Genomic DNA, 17,898 nt, shown 5'->3' on the forward strand with positions numbered 1-17,898 from the left:
GCACAGAAATCCTCCACCCGTATGCCCTGTCACGCATGCCCGTCGGCCGTAGGGCAGGCATGATCCGACAAAGGGTGGAAAGGTGAACTGTGTCCGCCACCGAGGAGGAGGATCCCGTGACCCGCAAGGACAGCGTGCGCCTGGCAGCCGAGAGCGCCAGGGAGAGTGTGCGGCACGCGGCGGAAGTGGTGGCGCCGTACGCAGAATCCGCCAAGGATGCCGCGGTGCACTACGCGCATGAGGCGAATGAGCGACTGGCGCCGAAGGTGTCGCACGCGGCCAATGAGGCCGCGCGGCAGGCGCGTACGACGTACGACTGCCACGTACAGCCCCGGATCAAGTCGGCGCGCGCCCATGTGCCGCCGCATGTGGACCGGGCGGCGACGAAGGCGGTGAAGCAGACCCGCAAGGCGGCACGCCAGGCGGCCGATTACACGCAGCCACGGTTCGAGAGCGCGCTCGCCGCGGCCACGCCGATGGCCGAGGAGGCCGCGTCCCGGTCGGCGGCGGCGCTGGCCGCACTGCGCGGCCAGGTGTCGGCGAAGGAGGTGCAGCGGCTGGTGCGGCGCCATGAGCGACGGGCGCGGCAGGGCCGGATGCTGAAGGGCCTCGCGCTGGTCGGCGTACTGGCGGGCGGTGCTTACGCGGCCTGGAAGTGGTGGGACCAGCAGTCGAATCCGGATTGGCTCGTCGAGCCGCCGGCGGCCACCGAACTGTCGGCGCAGGACGCCGGCGCGGCGACCTTCGACGACGAGCTGGCGGAGAAGGAGCGCGAGGCGGAGTCGGAGCCGGGGTCCGGATCGACCACGGACAAGCAGTTCTGACGCCGTCGCTCTGTTGACGCCGTCGTGACCGGCGGTGTGACGAAGGGGCCCGGATCCACCAGGATCCGGGCCCCTTCGTCGACCGGTAACCGCACCGCGGGCGCCCGGTTCACACGGGGAGGGTGAGGACCATGCCGGGGCGGACGAGGTGGGGGTCGGGGCCGATGACGCCCTTGTTCATGGCGTAGAGCTCACGCCAGCGGGCTTCATCGCCGAGCTCGCGGCGGGCGATCGCGGAGAGCGAGTCGCCGGGCATGACGGTGTACGTGCGCTCCTTGGCCGTGGGCGCCGGCTTGGGGGCGGCGGGGGCGGCGGGGACGGCCTTGTGCGCGGCCGAAGCGGGAGTCGGCGTGTGCTTGGCCCCGGGCGCCGCGGGGGCGGGGGCCGATCCGGCCGCCGGCGGCCTGGCGGCGGGGGATTCGGGCTTGGCGGGAACGGACTTGTGCGCGGCCGAAGCCGGCGTCGGCGTGGGCATGGCGCGGGGCGCGGCCGAAGCGGGCTTGGGCTTGGGCGGCGCCGCGGCCGCCATGCGCTCGGCGGCCGCCCGGGTGGCCGAGGCGGCGTCGGACGCCGTGCTCCGGGAAGGGGCGGCTCCGGGCGGGGTCTGCTGCTCGCCCTGCTCCTTCGTCTTCTCGGCGGGCTCGTGTTCCTTCTTCTTGTCGGACTTCAGGAAGTCGAAGAGTCCCATGTGTATGCGCCTCCGGCGTGGTGTCGCCCCCCCTGGGCTCGGTGCCTTCCCCCACTGTCGGACACCGTGCACCGGACGGCCCTGCGGCAGGGCCGTCCGGGGGACGTCACTGGCGGGCGAACTCGTCGCGGCCGCTCCCACGGAGGAAGGCCCTGAGAGAGATGGAAGCTCTCAGGGCCTTCGTGTCGCATCGCCGCCAGGGGGGCCTGCGGAGGTGCATCGACGCGACATGGAGAGAAACGATCCGCCGCGCCGCCGGTTACGCCGCCGTCGCTCTTCTCCGCAGTGCGTTCGTGCCCGGTGTGCGGCTCTCCATGGCCGCGCGGAAGGCGGTCATGCAGGGAACGCAGTAGCGTTCCGCCGCTCCTTCGGACAGGAGTGCGGTGACCGTCCGGTCCGGAGCCAGGAGGTATCCGCACAGGGTGCCGGTGGCCTGATCCTCGGCTATGACGTGCCAGAGCATTTCGGATCCGCCGGGGGTGGACTCGGCGCGCATCTCGTACATGGGCGTGCCCTTCTGCCGTGATGGCCGGCCGGAGACGACCGTCCGAGTCCATGAGAGTGCCCCTGCCCCGAAGAGGCCAACGGGACTGGGCCGACGGAGGGAAAACGCGGTGCGGCAGGTTTGGGGCCGGCGGCCGGCCCCGAAGCCGCGTCCCGGCGGAGGGACGGCCGACGGGGCCGACGCGGGCCCCGTTTCCCACCCGGGTGCGGCCGCGCACGCGGGAAGGTCACCTCCGCACCCTCCGGCTTCACATCGTGGCGGGAGAGTGATGTTCGGGGACGGGTGGCTGCGCCTGAATACGGACGGCTCCAGCGGGACCGAGGATGGGCGCGATCAGACCCCACCCCGCGTCAGGAGTCCATCCCATGCTGGAGCGCAAGCCGCGCAAGGACCGCACCGAGGTCACCTTCGTCCTGCCCGCCGACACCCCGCCCGGTCCGGTCAGCGTGGTGGGCGACTTCAACGACTGGCAGCCCGGCACCCACACCCTGGTGCCCCGCAAGGACGGCACCCGCGCCGTCACGGTCGCCCTGCCCGGCAAGAGCGAGCACTCCTTCCGGTACCTGGCCGCCGGCGACTACTGGTTCGACGAGGAGGGCGCCGACGGCCACGACGGAGTCAACAGCCGTCTGCACACCTGACACCAGCGCGGCAGGAACCGGGCCGCCGGACCGCCCCCGTGGAACGCGGGGGCGGTCCGGCGCTGTGTGGGGGGACGTGGCCGCTACGGGCAGGTGACGCTCGGGTTGTACGGCGCGAAGAGGCCGCTCGGGTTGTGCTTCCAGAGCCAGACGTGCAGCGAGTAGTGGACGGGCAGACCATCGACGTTGGTGATCGGACCGTCGAACGTCCTGCCGAACAGCTTCGGAGGGGTCACCGTGTCCGGGTCGTTGTCGGGGTCCACGACGATGTACTCCACCGCGACCAGCTGCCGGACACCCTCCTTGTCCGTCGCGTACAGCACCGCCGCGGGCCGCCCCGGATGGAGCGATCCGATGTTGTCCCGGTTCACGTAGCGGTAGCCCGTGCCACCCTGGCCGCCTTGGGTGTCCCGCACGCACTCGTTGGTCGCCACGAAGCCCGCCTCGACGGCGAGCTCCGGGGCGTGGAAGGCTCCTGAGGCGAACCGGGCGATGTCGAGGTCGTCCTTCTCGTCGTCTCCCGCCGGTGCGGCGGCGATCGCCATCGAGGCCAGGGCGGCGAGCGCGAACGCTGCCGTGACGGGTGGTACGCGCATGCGCGTGACTCCTTGGGAGGGAAGGGACGTGGCGGGGCGACGCGACCCGTCGGAGGACTGACCGGCACCCACCGTCCGATCCTGTTGGCCCGTCCCGCCCGCTGCACGTCCACAGCATCCATCCGTGCCGGTGGCGTACGCCCTTCCCGCGGACGTCTGCCGAGCGCGGCCGGCCCACCGGACCCGGCCGGATGGAGCGGGGTTGTGCCGTACGGACGAACCCTCCCGCGTGCGGAGCCGACGCACCCCGGCCCGCAAACGGTGCGCACACCGTAGCGCGAAAAAGCCCCTCCGACCCACGTTTCCGCAGGTCAGAGGGGCTTTCGAGGAGTGGAGCCTAGGAGATTCGAACTCCTGACATCTGCCTTGCAAAGGCAGCGCTCTACCAACTGAGCTAAGGCCCCGAAAACGGACGCAGCCGTCCCCCGGGAGGGGAGCGGTCGTTCCGCAGAACAGAGTACCGGGTGTACCCCCTCATCCCGCAAAATGATAGGGACTCCCGCCGTGCGACCACGCTCCGTAAGATGCACGCGAGGTTCGCACCAGCGAAGGGGAGTAGTAAGAGTGGACGCAGTACAGCAAGAGGCCACGGCCAGAGCCAGGGAGCTTCAGCGCAGTTGGTACGGGGAGCCCCTCGGAGCGCTCTTCCGCCGGCTCATAGATGACCTCGGCTTGAATCAGGCCCGTCTCGCTGCCGTGCTCGGCCTGTCGGCGCCCATGCTGTCCCAGCTGATGAGCGGCCAACGCGCCAAGATCGGCAACCCCGCCGTGGTCCAGCGGGTCCAGGCCCTTCAGGATCTCGCCGGCCAGGTCGCCGACGGGAGCGTCAGCGCGGCGGAGGCCACCGACCGGATGGACGAGATCAAGAAGACCCAGGGCGGCTCCGTCCTCAGCAACAGCGGGCAGACCGCCACCAGTTCGGGCGCACCCACCGTCAAGCGGGTCGTCCGCGAGATCCAGTCGCTGCTGCGCTCGGTCTCCGCGGCCGGCGACATCATCGACGCGGCGGACACGCTCGCCCCCAGCCACCCGGAACTGGCAGAGTTCCTCCGGGTGTACGGAGCGGGCCGCACCGCCGACGCGGTCGCCCACTACGAGTCCCATCAGAACTGACACGCGCGGCGGCTGACGACAGGTGACGGGGGACGGGCACAGCGATGGGTGAGATCTTCGCCGGTCGATACGAGTTGATCGATCCGATCGGGCGCGGTGGCGCGGGAGCCGTGTGGCGGGCCTGGGACCACCGGCGTCGCCGGTACGTGGCGGCGAAAGTCCTGCTGCAGAGCGACGCCCACACGCTCCTGCGCTTCGTGCGGGAGCAGGCCCTGCGGATCGACCATCCGCACGTGCTGGCCCCGGCCAGCTGGGCGGCCGACGACGACAAGGTCCTCTTCACGATGGACCTGGTCGGCGGCGGTTCCCTCGGGCACGTGATCGGGGACTACGGACCCCTGCCGCCCCGTTTCGCGTGCGCGCTGCTCGACCAGCTGCTGTCGGGGCTGGCGGCGGTGCACGCGGAGGGCGTCGTCCACCGCGACATCAAACCGGCCAACATCCTGATGGAAGCCACCGGAACCGGACGGCCGCACCTGCGGCTGTCCGACTTCGGCATCTCGATGCGCAAGGGCGAGCCCCGGCTGACCGAGACCAACTACGTCGTCGGCACGCCCGGTTACTTCGCGCCCGAACAACTGCTGGGCGCGGAGCCCGACTTCCCCGCCGACCTCTTCGCCGTCGGGCTGGTCGCCCTCTACCTGCTCCAGGGGCGCAAGCCCGACTCCCAGCTGCTGGTGGAGCACTTCCTCGCCCACGGGACCCCCGGCGCCCCCGAAGGCGTTCCCGCGCCGCTGTGGGACGTCATCGCGAACCTCTTGCAGCCTGACCCCCAGAGCCGGTTCCGGACGGCCACGGGGGCCCGCAAGGCCCTTGCCGCGGCCGTGGAGCTGCTGCCGCCGGCCTCGCCGGACGAGAGCCCGGTGGAGGTGTTCGACCAATTCGGTCCGCTCCCGGCAGGTTTCGGCCCGGACGGACCCCTGGCCACGCCGTCGGCGGCGACCACGAAGGCGACCGCCGCGGCGGCCCCGGAGGCATCCACGGCCGCTGCGGTGGCGGCCGTGGCCGCGGAACCCACGCGTACCGATCCGCGCGGCACGACGGCGGCGACGGCGGCCGCGAGCCACCCGCGCGTCCCGACGCCGGCCGCGTACGCGCCGTACCCGGCGGCGTGGGCCACGCCCGCCCCGGCGCCTTCGCACGCGTCCTCGCAGACGGGCAGTTTCCACCTCCCGCCGCCGGCCTCCCCCGTCGTGCTGCCGGAGGGGGCCACCACCCCGTCCCCGGCGGCGACCGCCCCCACCGGCGGCGGCATCAGCCGCCCGCCGGCCAAGGTGACGGCCTCGGTCCTCGCCGCGGCACTGCTCTGCTTCGCCGTGGGCGTCTGGGCGTTGACCCGGATGTAGCGCCGCCCGGACTCAGGCGGTCGCGCGCCGCGCGAGCAGCATCCAGCCGCCGAGTCCGAGCAGCAGCAGCGTTCCGGTGCCGAAGCCCGCCCCGGCCACCACCCGCATCACGGAGCGGGTGCCCGCGGCCTCGGCGGCCTCCGGGGCGGTGAGCCCGGCCTTCGCGGCGGCCCTGTCCTCGGCGCCGACCCCGAATCCAGCCGCGGTCAGGCTCTCCTTGTAGCCGGGCTCCTTGCCGGGGCTCCCGATGACGTCCATGCGCAGCGTCAGCGGCACGGGGGTCGCGTCCTCGATGAACTCGCCGACCTTTCCGCCCATGGTCACGGTGATGTAGTACCAGCCGGCGACGCGGACCGGCCGCACCTTCGTGTCGTCGGAGAAGCGGTTCTCGTACGCCACCGGAGCCGTCTTCGGGAGGGTGACGGCCGCCTGCTTGCCGTCGTAGGAGGCGTCCTCGAACGCGACCAGGCCCCGATAGGGGGTGTAGAGCGAGACGGTGAGCCCGTTGGAGGCGCTGCCGTAGGTCTTCGTCATCTTGGCCGCGGCGAGTTCCGCGCTGAGGCCGAGCTGCTGCCCCCAGTCGAGCGGGACGCGGTAGAAGCGGGTCTGTCCGGGCCGCAGCTCGTCACGCCACACGCCGCTGCCCACGGCGCGGGCGTCGTTGAAGCCGGTTCCGCCGCTGCGGGCCACCGGTTCGGTGCCGGGCAGGGTCGGGGGCTCCGAGGGCCAGGCGCTGGGGGCGGTGGTGGGCGCGCTGCCGGTGGCGAGAGCCGGTTCGCGCTGGAGCCGGAGCTCCACCGGCCACGGGCTCTGGTCGGTGTCCTTGGCCGCGGTACGCGTGACCTTGGCGTAGTAGGTGCCGGCCTGCTGGCATTCGGCGTCCTCCTCCAGCCGCCGGACGCCGACCTCGCTGAGGGGGACGGCGTCGTAACCGAAGCTGGCCTTGCCGTTGTTGTTGGGGCAGGCACGGCCCTCCTTGGTCATGACCTCCACCTCGACGCCGTCGCTGTGGCCGACCTTGGCACCCGTCGGCGGCTGGAGGACGGCGGAGACGTACACACTCGACGCGTCGTCGAGGTAGAGCCGGTAGACACGCTCGCCCGGAGCGAGCGTGTCCGTGTAGACGGTCCCGGCCTCCAGCAGCGGAGCGTCCGCCGTGGAGGGCTTGCCCTCGATCTTCTTCGCGCCGTCCGCGGCGCGGTACGCCGGGATCGGCCGCGGCGCCGCCCCGTCGGCGTACGCGGTCCCCGGCGGGCCGGCCGCGAGCCCCAGGGCCGCCGCCCCCACCGCGGCTCCCGCCACCACTGTCGTCCGTACCCGGCCCATCACGCCCACCCCGACTTTGCTAGCGCAAGTCAAATCTTTACATAACGTAACTTTTTGTCACAGAACAGCACGAAGCCCCGACCGCAGCGGCAGCCGGGGCTTCATGAGATCAGCTTTCGGTCTCACACACCGGAACCAGAGGGCACGGAGTCAGTTGCCTCCGTCCACAGGTCCTGCTCGGCGCGGTCCGCCTGGATCTGGCGGTACACGAGGAGCCCGCCGATGGCGGCCAGTGCGACCAGGAGCAGCTTCTTCACCGCGCGACCTCGTCTTTCGTTGACGTAGGGGACTTCTGGCGCCCAACAATACACACCGACCGATACCGATCGGTGACCTGGCAACCCCTCAAACGGCCCAACGGCGAAGACCCCCAGGCCCGGGGGCCTGGGGGTCTTCGACACTGTGGGGCTAACAGGATTTGAACCTGTGGCCTCATCCTTATCAGGGATGCGCTCTAACCAACTGAGCTATAGCCCCATCCGCGCTGCGCGCTGACTCCTGAAGATTAGCGCACAGACACGGTCGAGCCAAAATCCGTTCCCTCACGGCGTCCCCGCAGGTCAATCAGCGGTCATTCGTCCTCGGCGAGCGTCAGCTCCACACCACCGACGAAGCCCGCCGACAGGTTGTAGATGAACGCGCCCAGCGTCGCCAACGCCGTCATCAGCACCACGTCGATCACCGCGATCACCGAGGTGAAGATCAGCACCCGCGGCAGCGACAGGAAGGACTGGAGGTCGAAGCCATTGCTCTCGTTCGAGCCGGTCGCCTCGCTGATCGTGCCGCCGACGGTCGAGAAGACGCCCATCGCGTCCATGACCATCCACAGCACCGCCGCCGCGACGACCGTGCAGATGCCCAGCGCGATCGACAGCAGGAAGCTGACCTTCATCACCGACCACGGGTCGGCCTTGGCCACCCGCAGCCGCGCCTTGCGCGTCCTGGGCGTCGTACGGGCCCCCGTACGCGGCTTGCGCTGCGCACCGGCGCCCGCGCCCGAGGGCGCGGCGTAGGCCTGCGGCGGGTGATAGGGCTGAGCGGACTGCTCCTGGCCGGCGCCGGGACCGGTCCCGGCGTTCACCTGCGGTCCTCGGGTGTCCGTCACGGTTCCCCCCTGGGAGTCCGCGGCGGGGCCACGGGCACCGTTCGCTCCAGTTTTGGACGGTCCGGCGCCCGTGGCTCCACTCACGACTTACTCCTCGTGCTCCCCAGCCGAAGGCTGCGTGCCCTCGGCGGCCTCGGCGGCCTGTCCTTCGGCTGCCTCGGTCCCGATCTCTGTCTCGATCTCGTCGACCTCGTCAGCTTCCTGACCGGCCTCGGCGTTACGAGCGATGCCCACCACGGCATCGCGCTTGCCCAGGTTGATCAGCTGGACGCCCATGGTGTCACGGCCGGTCTCCCTGACTTCGTTGACGCGCGTACGGATCACACCACCGCCGAGCGTGATGGCGAGAATCTCGTCCGTTTCGTGCACCACGAGAGCCCCGACGAGCGACCCGCGGTCCTCCACGATCTTCGCGGCCTTGATACCCAGACCACCACGACCCTGGACGCGGTACTCGTCGACCGGCGTCCGCTTGGCGTAGCCGCCGTCGGTCGCGGTGAAGACGAACGTACCGGGCCGGACCACGTTCATGGAGAGCAGTTCGTCTCCCTCGCGGAAGCTCATGCCCTTCACACCCGAGGTCGCACGGCCCATCGGGCGCAGCGCGTCATCGGTCGCCGTGAAGCGGATCGACTGCGCCTTCCTGCTGATGAGCAGCAGGTCGTCCTCGGCCGACACCAGTTCCGCGCCGATCAGCTCGTCATCGCTGCCGTCCTCCGTCTCCCGGAGGTTGATGGCGATGACACCACCCGAACGGGGCGAGTCGTAGTCCTTGAGCGCCGTCTTCTTCACCAGGCCGCCCTTGGTGGCCAGGATCAGGTACGGCGCCGCCTCGTAGTCCCGGATGGCGAGGATCTGCGCGATCTTCTCGTCCGGCTGGAAGGCCAGCAGGTTCGCCACGTGCTGACCGCGCGCGTCACGGCCGGCGTCCGGCAGCTCGTACGCCTTGGACCGGTAGACCCGTCCCTTGTTCGTGAAGAACAGCAGCCAGTGGTGCGTGGTGGACACGAAGAAGTGGTCGACCAGGTCGTCCTGCTTCAGCTTCGTGCCGCGCACGCCCTTGCCGCCGCGCTTCTGCGAGCGGTAGTCCTCGGTCTTGGTGCGCTTGACGTAGCCGCCGTGCGTGATCGTGACGACGATGTCCTCTTCGGCGATCAGGTCCTCCATGGACATGTCGCCGTCGAAGGGCACCAGCTTGGACCGCCGGTCGTCGCCGAACTTCTCGACGATCGCGGCCAGCTCCTCGCTGACGATGGTGCGCTGACGCTGCTCGGAGGCCAGGATCGCGTTGTACTCGTTGATCTTGGCCTGGAGCTCGTCGTGCTCGGCCACGATCTTCTGCCGCTCCAGCGCCGCCAGGCGCCGCAGCTGCATCTCCAGGATCGCGTTCGCCTGGATCTCGTCGATCTCCAGCAGGCCCATCAGGCCCTCGCGCGCGATCTCGACCGTGTTGCTGCGCCGGATCAGCGCGATGACCTCGTCGATCGCGTCCAGCGCCTTGAGCAGGCCGCGCAGGATGTGCGCGCGCTCCTCCGCCTTGCGCAGGCGGAACTTCGTACGCCGGACGATGACCTCGATCTGGTGCGTCACCCAGTGGCGGATGAACGCGTCGATCGACAGCGTGCGCGGCACGCCGTCCACCAGCGCCAGCATGTTCGCGCCGAAGTTCGTCTGCAGATCGGTGTGCTTGTACAGGTTGTTCAGCACGACCTTGGCGACCGCGTCCCGCTTCAGGACGATCACCAGGCGCTGGCCGGTCCGCGACGAGGTCTCGTCACGGACGTCGGCGATCCCGCCGACCTTCCCGTCCTTCACCAGGTCCGCGATCTTCTGCGCCAGGTTGTCCGGGTTGGTCTGGTACGGAAGCTCCGTGACCACCAGGCACTGGCGGTTCTGGATCTCCTCGACCTCCACCACCGCGCGCATCGTGATGGAGCCGCGCCCGGTCCGGTACGCCTCCTCGATGCCCTTGCGGCCCACGACCAGCGCACCGGACGGGAAGTCCGGGCCCTTGATCCGCTCGAGGAGCGCGTCGAGCAGCTCCTCGTGCGAGGCCTCCGGGTGCTCAAGCGCCCACTGAGCGCCCGCCGCCACCTCGCGGAGGTTGTGCGGCGGAATGTTCGTGGCCATGCCGACCGCGATCCCGGCGCTGCCGTTGACCAGCAGGTTCGGGAAACGCGCCGGCAGGACCGTCGGCTCCTGGTTGCGGCCGTCGTAGTTGTCCGTGAAGTCGACGGTCTCCTCGTCGATGTCCCGGAGCATCTCCATGGCCAGCGGCATCAGCTTGCACTCGGTGTAGCGCATCGCGGCCGCCGGGTCGTTGCCCGGAGAGCCGAAGTTGCCGTTCGAGTCCACCAGGGGCATCCGCATCGACCACGGCTGCGCCAGGCGGACCAGGGCGTCGTAGATCGAGGAGTCACCGTGCGGGTGGTACGTGCCCATGACGTCACCGACGACGCGGGCGCACTTGTAGAAGCCCTTCTCGGGCCGGTAGCCGCCGTCGTACATCGCGTACAGCACACGGCGGTGCACCGGCTTGAGGCCGTCGCGCACGTCGGGCAGCGCACGCGAGACGATGACGGACATCGCGTAGTCGAGGTAGGAGCGCTGCATCTCCGTCTCGAGCCCGACGGGCTCGATCCGCAGTACGGGCTGCTCCTCCGCGGGATTCTCGGCGGTGGGGGTGGTTTCGTCGGCCATTGCTGGTCAGAAGTCCTTTCGAGCAGTCAGCTGAGCCGACTCAGATGTCGAGGAAGCGAACGTCCTTGGCGTTGCGCTGGATGAAGGAACGCCGTGCTTCGACGTCCTCACCCATCAGCACCGAGAACAGGTCGTCGGCCTGCGCCGCGTCGTCCAGGGTGACCTGGCCGAGCACGCGGTGGTCGACGTCCATGGTGGTGACGCGCAGTTCCTCGGCGTTCATCTCGCCCAGACCCTTGAAGCGCTGGATCGAGTCTTCCCTGATCCGCTTGCCGTTCTGCTTGCCGAGCTCCACCAGGGCGTCGCGCTCGCGGTCCGAGTACGCGTACTCGAAGTCCTCCCGGCCCCACTTGATCTTGTAGAGCGGCGGGCGGGACAGGTACACGTGCCCGGCCTCGACCAGCGGCCGCATGAAGCGGAACAGGAAGGTCAGCAGCAGGGTGTTGATGTGCTGGCCGTCGACATCGGCGTCCGCCATCAGGATGATCTTGTGATAGCGGAGCTTCTCGATGTCGAAGTCCTCGTGCACGCCGGTGCCGAACGCCGAGATCAGCGCCTGGACCTCGGTGTTCTGGAGGATCTTGTCGATACGGGCCTTCTCGACGTTCAGGATCTTGCCGCGGATCGGCAGGATGGCCTGGTACATCGGGTTGCGGCCCGACTTCGCGGAGCCGCCGGCGGAGTCACCCTCGACGATGAAGATCTCGCACTGCGTCGGGTCGTTCGACTGGCAGTCAGACAGCTTGCCCGGCAGCGAGGCGCTCTCCAGCAGACCCTTGCGACGGGTGAGGTCACGGGCCTTGCGGGCCGCGACGCGCGCCGTGGCCGCCTGGATCGACTTGCGGATGATGTCCGCGGCCTCGTTCGGGTTCCGGTCGAACCAGTCGTTGAGGTGCTCGTGCACGACCTTCTGCACGAAGGTCTTCGCCTCCGTGTTGCCCAGCTTGGTCTTCGTCTGGCCCTCGAACTGCGGCTCGCCCAGCTTGATCGAGATGATCGCCGTCAGACCCTCGCGGATGTCCTCGCCGGCGAGGTTGTCGTCCTTCTCCCGCAGGAACTTCTTCTCGCGCGCGTAGCGGTTGACCAGACCCGTCATCGCCGCACGGAAGCCCTCCTCGTGCGTACCGCCCTCATGCGTGTGGATCGTGTTCGCGAAGGAGTACACGCCCTCCGTGTACTGCGAGTTCCACTGCATCGCGATCTCGACCGAGAGCATGCGCTCCTTGTCCTCGGCCTCGACGTCGATGACCGTCGGGTGGATCAGCTCGCCCTTGCGCGAGTTGAGGTACTTCACAAAGTCGACGATGCCGCCCTCGTAGTGGTACTCGACCGTGCGCGCCGCGGGCTCGGCCGCGTCCGCGTCCGGGTCGTCGGCGCCGACCGTGGCCTTCGCGGACTCGCGCTCGTCCGTCAGCGACAGGGTCAGGCCCTTGTTCAGGAAGGCCATCTCCTGGAAACGCCGCGACAGCGTCTCGAAGGAGTACTCGGTCGTCTCGAAGATGTCGGGGTCGGCCCAGAACGTCACCGAGGTGCCCGTCTCGGACGTCTCCTCGTTGCGCGCCAGCGCCGCCGTCGGGGCACCGAGCTTGTAGTCCTGGGTCCAGCGGTAGCCGTCACGCCGGACCTCGACCGCGACCCGCGTCGACAGGGCGTTCACGACGGAGACGCCCACACCGTGCAGACCGCCGGAGACGGCGTAGCCGCCACCGCCGAACTTGCCGCCCGCGTGCAGGACGGTCAGCACGACCTCGACGGCCGGCTTCCCCTCGGACGGCACGATGTCGACGGGGATGCCGCGGCCGTTGTCGATCACGCGCACCCCGCCGTCGGCGAGGATCGTCACGTCGATGCGGTCGGCGTGCCCGGCGAGCGCCTCGTCGACCGAGTTGTCGACGACCTCGTAGACGAGGTGGTGCAGACCGCGCTCACCCGTCGACCCGATGTACATGCCGGGCCGCTTGCGGACGGCGTCCAAGCCCTCCAGGACCTGGATGTTGCTGCCGGTATACGAAGACTCACCGACCTCGCCGGCTGTGGACTCGTTCTTCTCGTTGGGGTTGCCGGAATCGGCCACGAAGCGCCCTTTCTGGCACAGCACAGGCCGTACTCCGGGCCAGCAGGCATGCAAGCAGGAGCGGCTGCGTCGATCTGCGTTGTCAGCTTTTGTCAGCGGTACTGAACTGGTGATCCCGCCTGAGGGCGGGATTCGCTTCAGTCTACCGGTACCACGGACATGAATGGGGGTTTGCCGGTACCTGAGTCCGCATGTGCCGCCCTGAACCTCCTCTCTCCGACTCCCCATATCCGGGAAGGGGCTCAAAGAGGCTCACACGGGCATCCAGCCCTTCGGACTGTCAACCTCCCGCTACGGTGAGGGACACCACCCGCGACGGCGCCCTCATCAGCCTCACCGGGCGCGCCGCCCGGCGACGGCCGGGGAACCCGAGCGCGTCCGATGCGACCCCCGCCCAACGCTGCGGGGCCGGGGCACAACCCACCCGGCCCGGGCACGTGCGCAGCCCACGTCACCCGCGCACATGGGGGACGGGGCACGCGCCCGGCACCCGGTCCCAGACCCGCCCGCGGCCCCAGCCGCAGCCGCACCCGCCGAGCCCGCCGCAGGCGACCCGGCTCAGCCGTAGGTGTCACCCGGGCCCGTACTGCCCGGCGCCCGCCAGGGCCCGTACCCCTTGGGCCGCCCGCCGGGGCCGTGCACCTTGATCAGGCGCACCGTGCCCTGCCCCAGATCCGCGTTCAGCCGCGCCACCAGCTGCGGGGCCAGCAGCTTCAGCTGCGCCGCCCACGCCGAGGAATCGCACCGCACCACCAGCTCGCGGTCCTCGTACCGCTCCGGTACACAGTGCGCCGCGATCTCCGGGCCGACGATCTCCGGCCAGCGTTCCATCACACCCGCCACCGCCATCGGCATCTCCCAGCCGCGCTCGGTCCGCAACCGGTCCAGCGCCGCCATCAACGGCATCGGATCCCGGCCGTCCGCACGCGCACCCGAGCGCAGCCCCAGCTGCTGCTGCCGCTTCCTCCCGCCCACCGCACTGCCCCGCGCCCGTGCCTGCTCCCGTGCCGCCGCCAGCGCCTGGCGCGCCAGGTCGACACCGGAGGGCTCCGGAACCTTGGGGGGATCGTTCTGCAGACCGCTCACAACCGGGTCACCTCACCACCGGACACCCCGAACCGCGCCCCCACCAGCGCACCCGGAACGTCATCGTCCACCGCCGCCGTCACCAGGACCTGCTCACCCGGCGCCACCAGCTCCGCCAACCGCTCCCGACGCCGCACGTCCAGCTCCGCGAACACGTCGTCCAGGATCAGCACCGGCTCACTGCCCTCCGAGCGCAGCAGCTCGTACGAAGCCAGCCGCAGGGCCAGCGCGTACGACCACGACTCCCCGTGGCTCGCGTAGCCCTTCGCCGGCAGCTCCCCCAGCCGCAGCACCACATCGTCGCGGTGCGGACCCACCAGGGTCACGCCCCGCTCGATCTCCTGCTTGCGCACGTCCGCCAGGGCCGCCAGCAGGACCTCGTACAACGCCTCCCGCGTCCGCGCCGCCCCGCTGTCCACCGGCTCGCCCGCCGAGGACTTGTACGCCAGCCCCAGCGGGCCGCCGCCGGGCGCGAGCTGCTCGTACGCCTTGTCCGCGAGCGGCAGCAACGTCGCGATCAGGTCCAGCCGCTGTGCCAGCAGTTCCGCGCCGACGCGCGCGAGATGCTGGTCCCACACGTCCAGCGTCGACATGTCCATCGAGCGGCCGCCGTGCCGCCGCGCCATCGCCGCCGACTTCAGCAGCGTGTTGCGCTGCTTCAGCACGCGCTCGTAGTCGGACCGGACCGCCGCCATCCGCGGCGAGCGCGCCGTGACGAGCTCGTCGAGGAACCGCCGCCGCTCACCCGGATCGCCCTTCACCAGGGCCAAGTCCTCCGGCGCGAACAGCACCGTCCGTACGATCCCCAGCACGTCCCGCGGCCTGACCTGCGAGGAGCGGTTGATCCGGGCCCGGTTCGCCCGCCCCGGATTCAGCTCCAGCTCCACCAGCTGCTGCCGCTCGCCCTGCGTCACGGCCGCGCGGATGACCGCCCGCTCCGCGCCCATCCGCACCAGCGGGGCGTCCGAGGACACCCGGTGGCTGCCCAGCGTCGCCAGATAGCCGATCGCCTCGACCAGATTGGTCTTCCCCTGGCCGTTGGGACCCACGAAGGCGGTGACGCCCGGGTCGAGGGGAACCTCGGCCCGGACGTACGAGCGGAAGTCGGCCAACGAGAGATGCGAAACATGCATACGGCGCCGACCTCCCCCGGCTTCCCACTGCTCTGTCTGGTGCTGTGCGGCTCCGCAGCTCCTGTGGGGAGCCGCTCCTGCTCCGAGCCGCTACTTCTTCTCGACCGCGTGGCCGCCGAACTGATTGCGCAGCGCGGCGATCATCTTCATCTGCGGGGAGTCGTCCTGGCGCGACGCGAAGCGCGCGAAGAGCGAGGCGGTGATCGCGGGCAGCGGCACGGCGTTGTCGATCGCCGCCTCCACCGTCCAGCGGCCCTCGCCCGAGTCCTGGGCGTAGCCGCGCAGCTGCTGCAGGTGCTCGTCCTCGTCGAGGGCGTTCACGGCCAGGTCCAGCAGCCAGGAGCGGATGACCGTGCCCTCCTGCCAGGAGCGGAAGACCTCTCGGACGTCGGTGACCGAGTCCACCTTCTCCAGGAGCTCCCAGCCCTCGGCGTAGGCCTGCATCATGGCGTACTCGATGCCGTTGTGGACCATCTTCGCGAAGTGGCCGGCGCCGACCTTGCCGGCGTGCACGGCGCCGAACTCACCCTCGGGCTTGAGGGCGTCGAAGACCGGCTGCACGCGTGCCACGTCTTCCTTGGTGCCGCCGTACATGAGGGCGTAGCCGTTCTCCAGACCCCACACGCCACCCGAGACACCGCAGTCGACGAATCCGATGCCCTTGGCCTCGAGCTCCGCGGCGTGCTTCTCGTCATCGGTCCAGCGCGAGTTCCCGCCGTCGACGACGACGTCGCCGGGCGAGAGCAGCTCGGACAGCTCGTCGACCGTGGACTGGGTCGCCGCACCGGCGGGGACCATCACCCACACGACGCGGGGGGCCTGCAGGCTGTCCACAAGTTCCCGCAGGCTGTGGACGTCGGCGAGGTCCGGGTTGCGGTCGTATCCGATGACGGTGTGGCCTGCGCGGCGAATGCGCTCGCGCATGTTGCCGCCCATCTTGCCGAGACCGACGAGACCAAGCTCCATCAGGTGGTTCCTTAAGCGTTGTGGCCGTCTTTGCCGGGGCCCCTGGATTCCCGGGGACACCCCCGGCCCCCGAGACTACGCCCGGCCGCGTGGCCCGGCTCCACGGGGCGCGGTATGCCCCCGACGCGGTCAGGCCCGGTCTCGCAGGCTGCGAGACCGGGCCTGACCTGCGAAGAATCCAGAAGGATCAGCCGGAGAGACGCACCGGCATGATCAGGTACTTGTAGGTTTCGTCCGCTTCGGCGTCGACCGCGGGGCGGCCGCTGAGCAGAGCCGGCTTGGTGGACGTGGTGAAGCTGAGCTGCGCGGCCGGCGAGTCGATCGCGCTCAGGCCGTCCAGCAGGAAGGTCGGGTTGAAGGCGATCGAGATGTCGTCGCCCTCCAGCTTGGAGTCGACGCGCTCCACAGCCTGTGCGTCGTCGCTGGAGCCGGCTTCCAGGATCAGCACGCCCTGCTCGAAGCTCAGACGGACCGGGGTGTTCCGCTCGGCCACGAGGGCCACGCGCTTGACGGCCTCGACGAACGGGGCGGTCTCGATCACGGCGACGGAGTTGAACTCGGTCGGGAAGAGCGTGCGGTACTTCGGCAGGTCGCCCTCGAGGAGGCGGGTGGTGGTGCGGCGGCCGGCGCCCTCGAAGCCGATCAGGCCCTCGCCCTTGCCGGAACCGGACAGGGCCAGGGTCACCGTGTCACCGCTGGTCAGCGACTTGGCGGTGTCCAGCAGCGTCTTGGCGGGCACCAGGGCCACGGCGGAGGCCTGCGGGTCCTCCGGCTTCCACATGAACTCGCGGACCGCGAAGCGGTAGCGGTCGGTGGAGGCCAGGGTGACGCGGTCGCCCTCGATCTCGATGCGGACACCGGTCAGCACCGGCAGGGTGTCGTCTCGGCCGGCGGCGATGGCCACCTGGGCGGCGGCGGAGGCGAAGACCTCACCGGGCACGGTGCCGGTCGCGGTCGGCATCTGCGGCAGCGCCGGGTATTCCTCCACAGGCAGGGTGTGGAGTGTGAATCGCGAGGAGCCGCAGACCACGACCGCCCGTACACCGTCTGTGGAAATCTCCACCGGACGGTTGGGCAGGGCGCGGCAGATGTCGGCGAGCAGCCGGCCGGAGACGAGGACCGTGCCGTCCTCCTCGACGTCCGCCTCGACGGAGACGCGGGCCGAGACCTCGTAGTCGAAGCCGGAGAGGCTCAGCGTGCCGTCCTCGGCCTTGAGCAGCAGGCCCGCGAGAACGGGCACCGGCGGCCGGGCCGGAAGGCTACGGGCCGCCCAAGCCACCGCCTCCGCGAGTACGTCGCGCTCCACCCGGATCTTCACCGGAACCGCCTCCTGCTGTTGCTCGCTCGTCTGCCGGCCTTCGTCGTCGGCTCGATGCCTCGATGCCGGGGACCAGTCTGACGTACGGCGGCGACAGTCGGTGCTGTCGGCGGTCAAGTCGGGAGCCAGATGCCGGGGCGGGCGCCCGACGAGTTGTGCACAGGACCTGCTTGAAAACCGAATCCGGTCTCACTCTCTATGGGAGTAGTAGTAGGGCCTGTGGATACAGTGGATAACGTCGTTTTCGCAGGTCAACCCGCGTTTTTTATCCACCGACCCTGTGGGCGGCACCGGTGGACAACCCGGTGTCTCTGTGGAGAACAAAAAGTTCTGCACAGCCCGTCCCCAGGTGACCCCGAGTACTCCACAGCTGCGTCCCCAGCTTTTCCCGGGTACTCCACAGGCCAAACGTCTACATCCGTGTGACCGCTTTCACTCGGGGCGGTGACAGGGCCCTCGCTGTTGCCGAACAGTGGA

Annotated in this window: 16 protein-coding genes and 2 tRNA genes; 4 read left to right on the forward strand and 14 right to left on the reverse strand. The window is 70.1% G+C overall.

Going from position 1 to position 17,898, the window contains the following annotated elements:
• Positions 1-89: 89 nt before the first annotated feature.
• Positions 90-824, forward strand: coding sequence for a DUF5324 family protein (locus tag ABZX75_RS07050; RefSeq protein WP_355408695.1), 735 nt, complete (start codon positions 90-92; stop codon positions 822-824).
• Positions 825-933: 109 nt separating this feature from the next.
• Here the strand turns inward: ABZX75_RS07050 and ABZX75_RS07055 are convergent, their stop codons facing one another.
• Together ABZX75_RS07055 and ABZX75_RS07060 are read right to left on the reverse strand one after the other, a co-directional pair.
• Entirely contained in the window at positions 934-1,512 is a 579-nt protein-coding gene (locus ABZX75_RS07055; RefSeq protein ID WP_355408697.1) for a LysM domain-containing protein, read from the reverse strand.
• A 259-nt stretch (positions 1,513-1,771) separates the two neighbouring features.
• Positions 1,772-2,017, reverse strand: coding sequence for a hypothetical protein (locus ABZX75_RS07060; protein ID WP_355408699.1), 246 nt, complete (start codon positions 2,015-2,017; stop codon positions 1,772-1,774).
• Between the two features lie 365 nt (positions 2,018-2,382).
• On the opposite strand from ABZX75_RS07060, the gene ABZX75_RS07065 reads away from it, so the two are divergent.
• Complete coding sequence (locus tag ABZX75_RS07065) at positions 2,383-2,658, forward strand: isoamylase early set domain-containing protein (RefSeq protein WP_355408701.1); 276 nt, start codon at positions 2,383-2,385, stop codon at positions 2,656-2,658.
• 83 nt (positions 2,659-2,741) lie between these two features.
• Here ABZX75_RS07065 and ABZX75_RS07070 read toward each other — a convergent pair whose 3' ends face one another.
• Both ABZX75_RS07070 and ABZX75_RS07075 read right to left on the reverse strand, forming a co-directional pair.
• Positions 2,742-3,254 (reverse strand): hypothetical protein, encoded by a 513-nt coding sequence (locus tag ABZX75_RS07070; protein ID WP_355408703.1) that lies wholly within the window; start codon positions 3,252-3,254, stop codon positions 2,742-2,744.
• A gap of 331 nt (positions 3,255-3,585) precedes the next feature.
• Positions 3,586-3,658 (reverse strand) — tRNA-Ala (locus ABZX75_RS07075).
• A 160-nt stretch (positions 3,659-3,818) separates the two neighbouring features.
• Between ABZX75_RS07075 and ABZX75_RS07080 the strand changes: the two genes are divergently transcribed.
• Both ABZX75_RS07080 and ABZX75_RS07085 read left to right on the forward strand, forming a co-directional pair.
• Positions 3,819-4,367: a DNA-binding protein gene (locus tag ABZX75_RS07080; RefSeq protein WP_355408705.1), complete on the forward strand. Its 549-nt coding sequence runs from the start codon at positions 3,819-3,821 to the stop codon at positions 4,365-4,367.
• Positions 4,368-4,411: 44 nt separating this feature from the next.
• The gene (locus ABZX75_RS07085; RefSeq protein WP_355408707.1) at positions 4,412-5,713 is read left to right on the forward strand and encodes a serine/threonine-protein kinase; all 1,302 of its coding nucleotides are present in this window, start codon (positions 4,412-4,414) and stop codon (positions 5,711-5,713) included.
• A gap of 12 nt (positions 5,714-5,725) precedes the next feature.
• On the opposite strand, the gene ABZX75_RS07090 is transcribed toward ABZX75_RS07085, so the two are convergent.
• From ABZX75_RS07090 to dnaN, 10 genes are all read right to left on the reverse strand, one after another.
• A complete protein-coding gene (locus tag ABZX75_RS07090) occupies positions 5,726-7,039 on the reverse strand; it encodes a hypothetical protein (protein WP_355409084.1) in 1,314 nt (437 codons plus the stop codon).
• A 122-nt stretch (positions 7,040-7,161) separates the two neighbouring features.
• Positions 7,162-7,296 carry a DLW-39 family protein gene (locus ABZX75_RS07095; protein WP_208809277.1) on the reverse strand — a complete coding sequence of 45 codons (135 nt, stop codon included), beginning with the start codon at positions 7,294-7,296 and terminating at the stop codon, positions 7,162-7,164.
• Between the two features lie 146 nt (positions 7,297-7,442).
• Positions 7,443-7,516 (reverse strand) — tRNA-Ile (locus ABZX75_RS07100).
• A 94-nt stretch (positions 7,517-7,610) separates the two neighbouring features.
• Positions 7,611-8,228 carry a DUF3566 domain-containing protein gene (locus ABZX75_RS07105; protein WP_355408710.1) on the reverse strand — a complete coding sequence of 206 codons (618 nt, stop codon included), beginning with the start codon at positions 8,226-8,228 and terminating at the stop codon, positions 7,611-7,613.
• 3 nt (positions 8,229-8,231) lie between these two features.
• Positions 8,232-10,844, reverse strand: a complete 2,613-nt coding sequence (gene gyrA / locus ABZX75_RS07110; RefSeq protein WP_355408712.1) for a DNA gyrase subunit A — start codon at positions 10,842-10,844, stop codon at positions 8,232-8,234.
• A gap of 40 nt (positions 10,845-10,884) precedes the next feature.
• Complete coding sequence (gyrB, locus tag ABZX75_RS07115) at positions 10,885-12,942, reverse strand: DNA topoisomerase (ATP-hydrolyzing) subunit B (RefSeq protein WP_355408714.1); 2,058 nt, start codon at positions 12,940-12,942, stop codon at positions 10,885-10,887.
• Positions 12,943-13,476: 534 nt separating this feature from the next.
• A complete protein-coding gene (locus tag ABZX75_RS07120; RefSeq protein WP_355408716.1) occupies positions 13,477-14,004 on the reverse strand; it encodes a DUF721 domain-containing protein in 528 nt (175 codons plus the stop codon).
• Positions 14,001-15,137, reverse strand: coding sequence for a DNA replication/repair protein RecF (gene recF, locus ABZX75_RS07125; protein ID WP_355408718.1), 1,137 nt, complete (start codon positions 15,135-15,137; stop codon positions 14,001-14,003). The genes ABZX75_RS07120 and recF overlap by 4 nt, the downstream gene beginning before the upstream one ends.
• A 90-nt stretch (positions 15,138-15,227) precedes the next feature.
• The gene (gnd, locus tag ABZX75_RS07130; protein WP_355409086.1) at positions 15,228-16,151 is read right to left on the reverse strand and encodes a phosphogluconate dehydrogenase (NAD(+)-dependent, decarboxylating); all 924 of its coding nucleotides are present in this window, start codon (positions 16,149-16,151) and stop codon (positions 15,228-15,230) included.
• Between the two features lie 139 nt (positions 16,152-16,290).
• Positions 16,291-17,421, reverse strand: coding sequence for a DNA polymerase III subunit beta (gene dnaN, locus ABZX75_RS07135; RefSeq protein WP_355408720.1), 1,131 nt, complete (start codon positions 17,419-17,421; stop codon positions 16,291-16,293).
• Positions 17,422-17,898 lie beyond the last annotated feature (477 nt).

Source organism: Streptomyces sp. NPDC003038, from assembly GCF_040611115.1.
Taxonomy (GTDB): Bacteria; Actinomycetota; Actinomycetes; order Streptomycetales; family Streptomycetaceae; genus Streptomyces.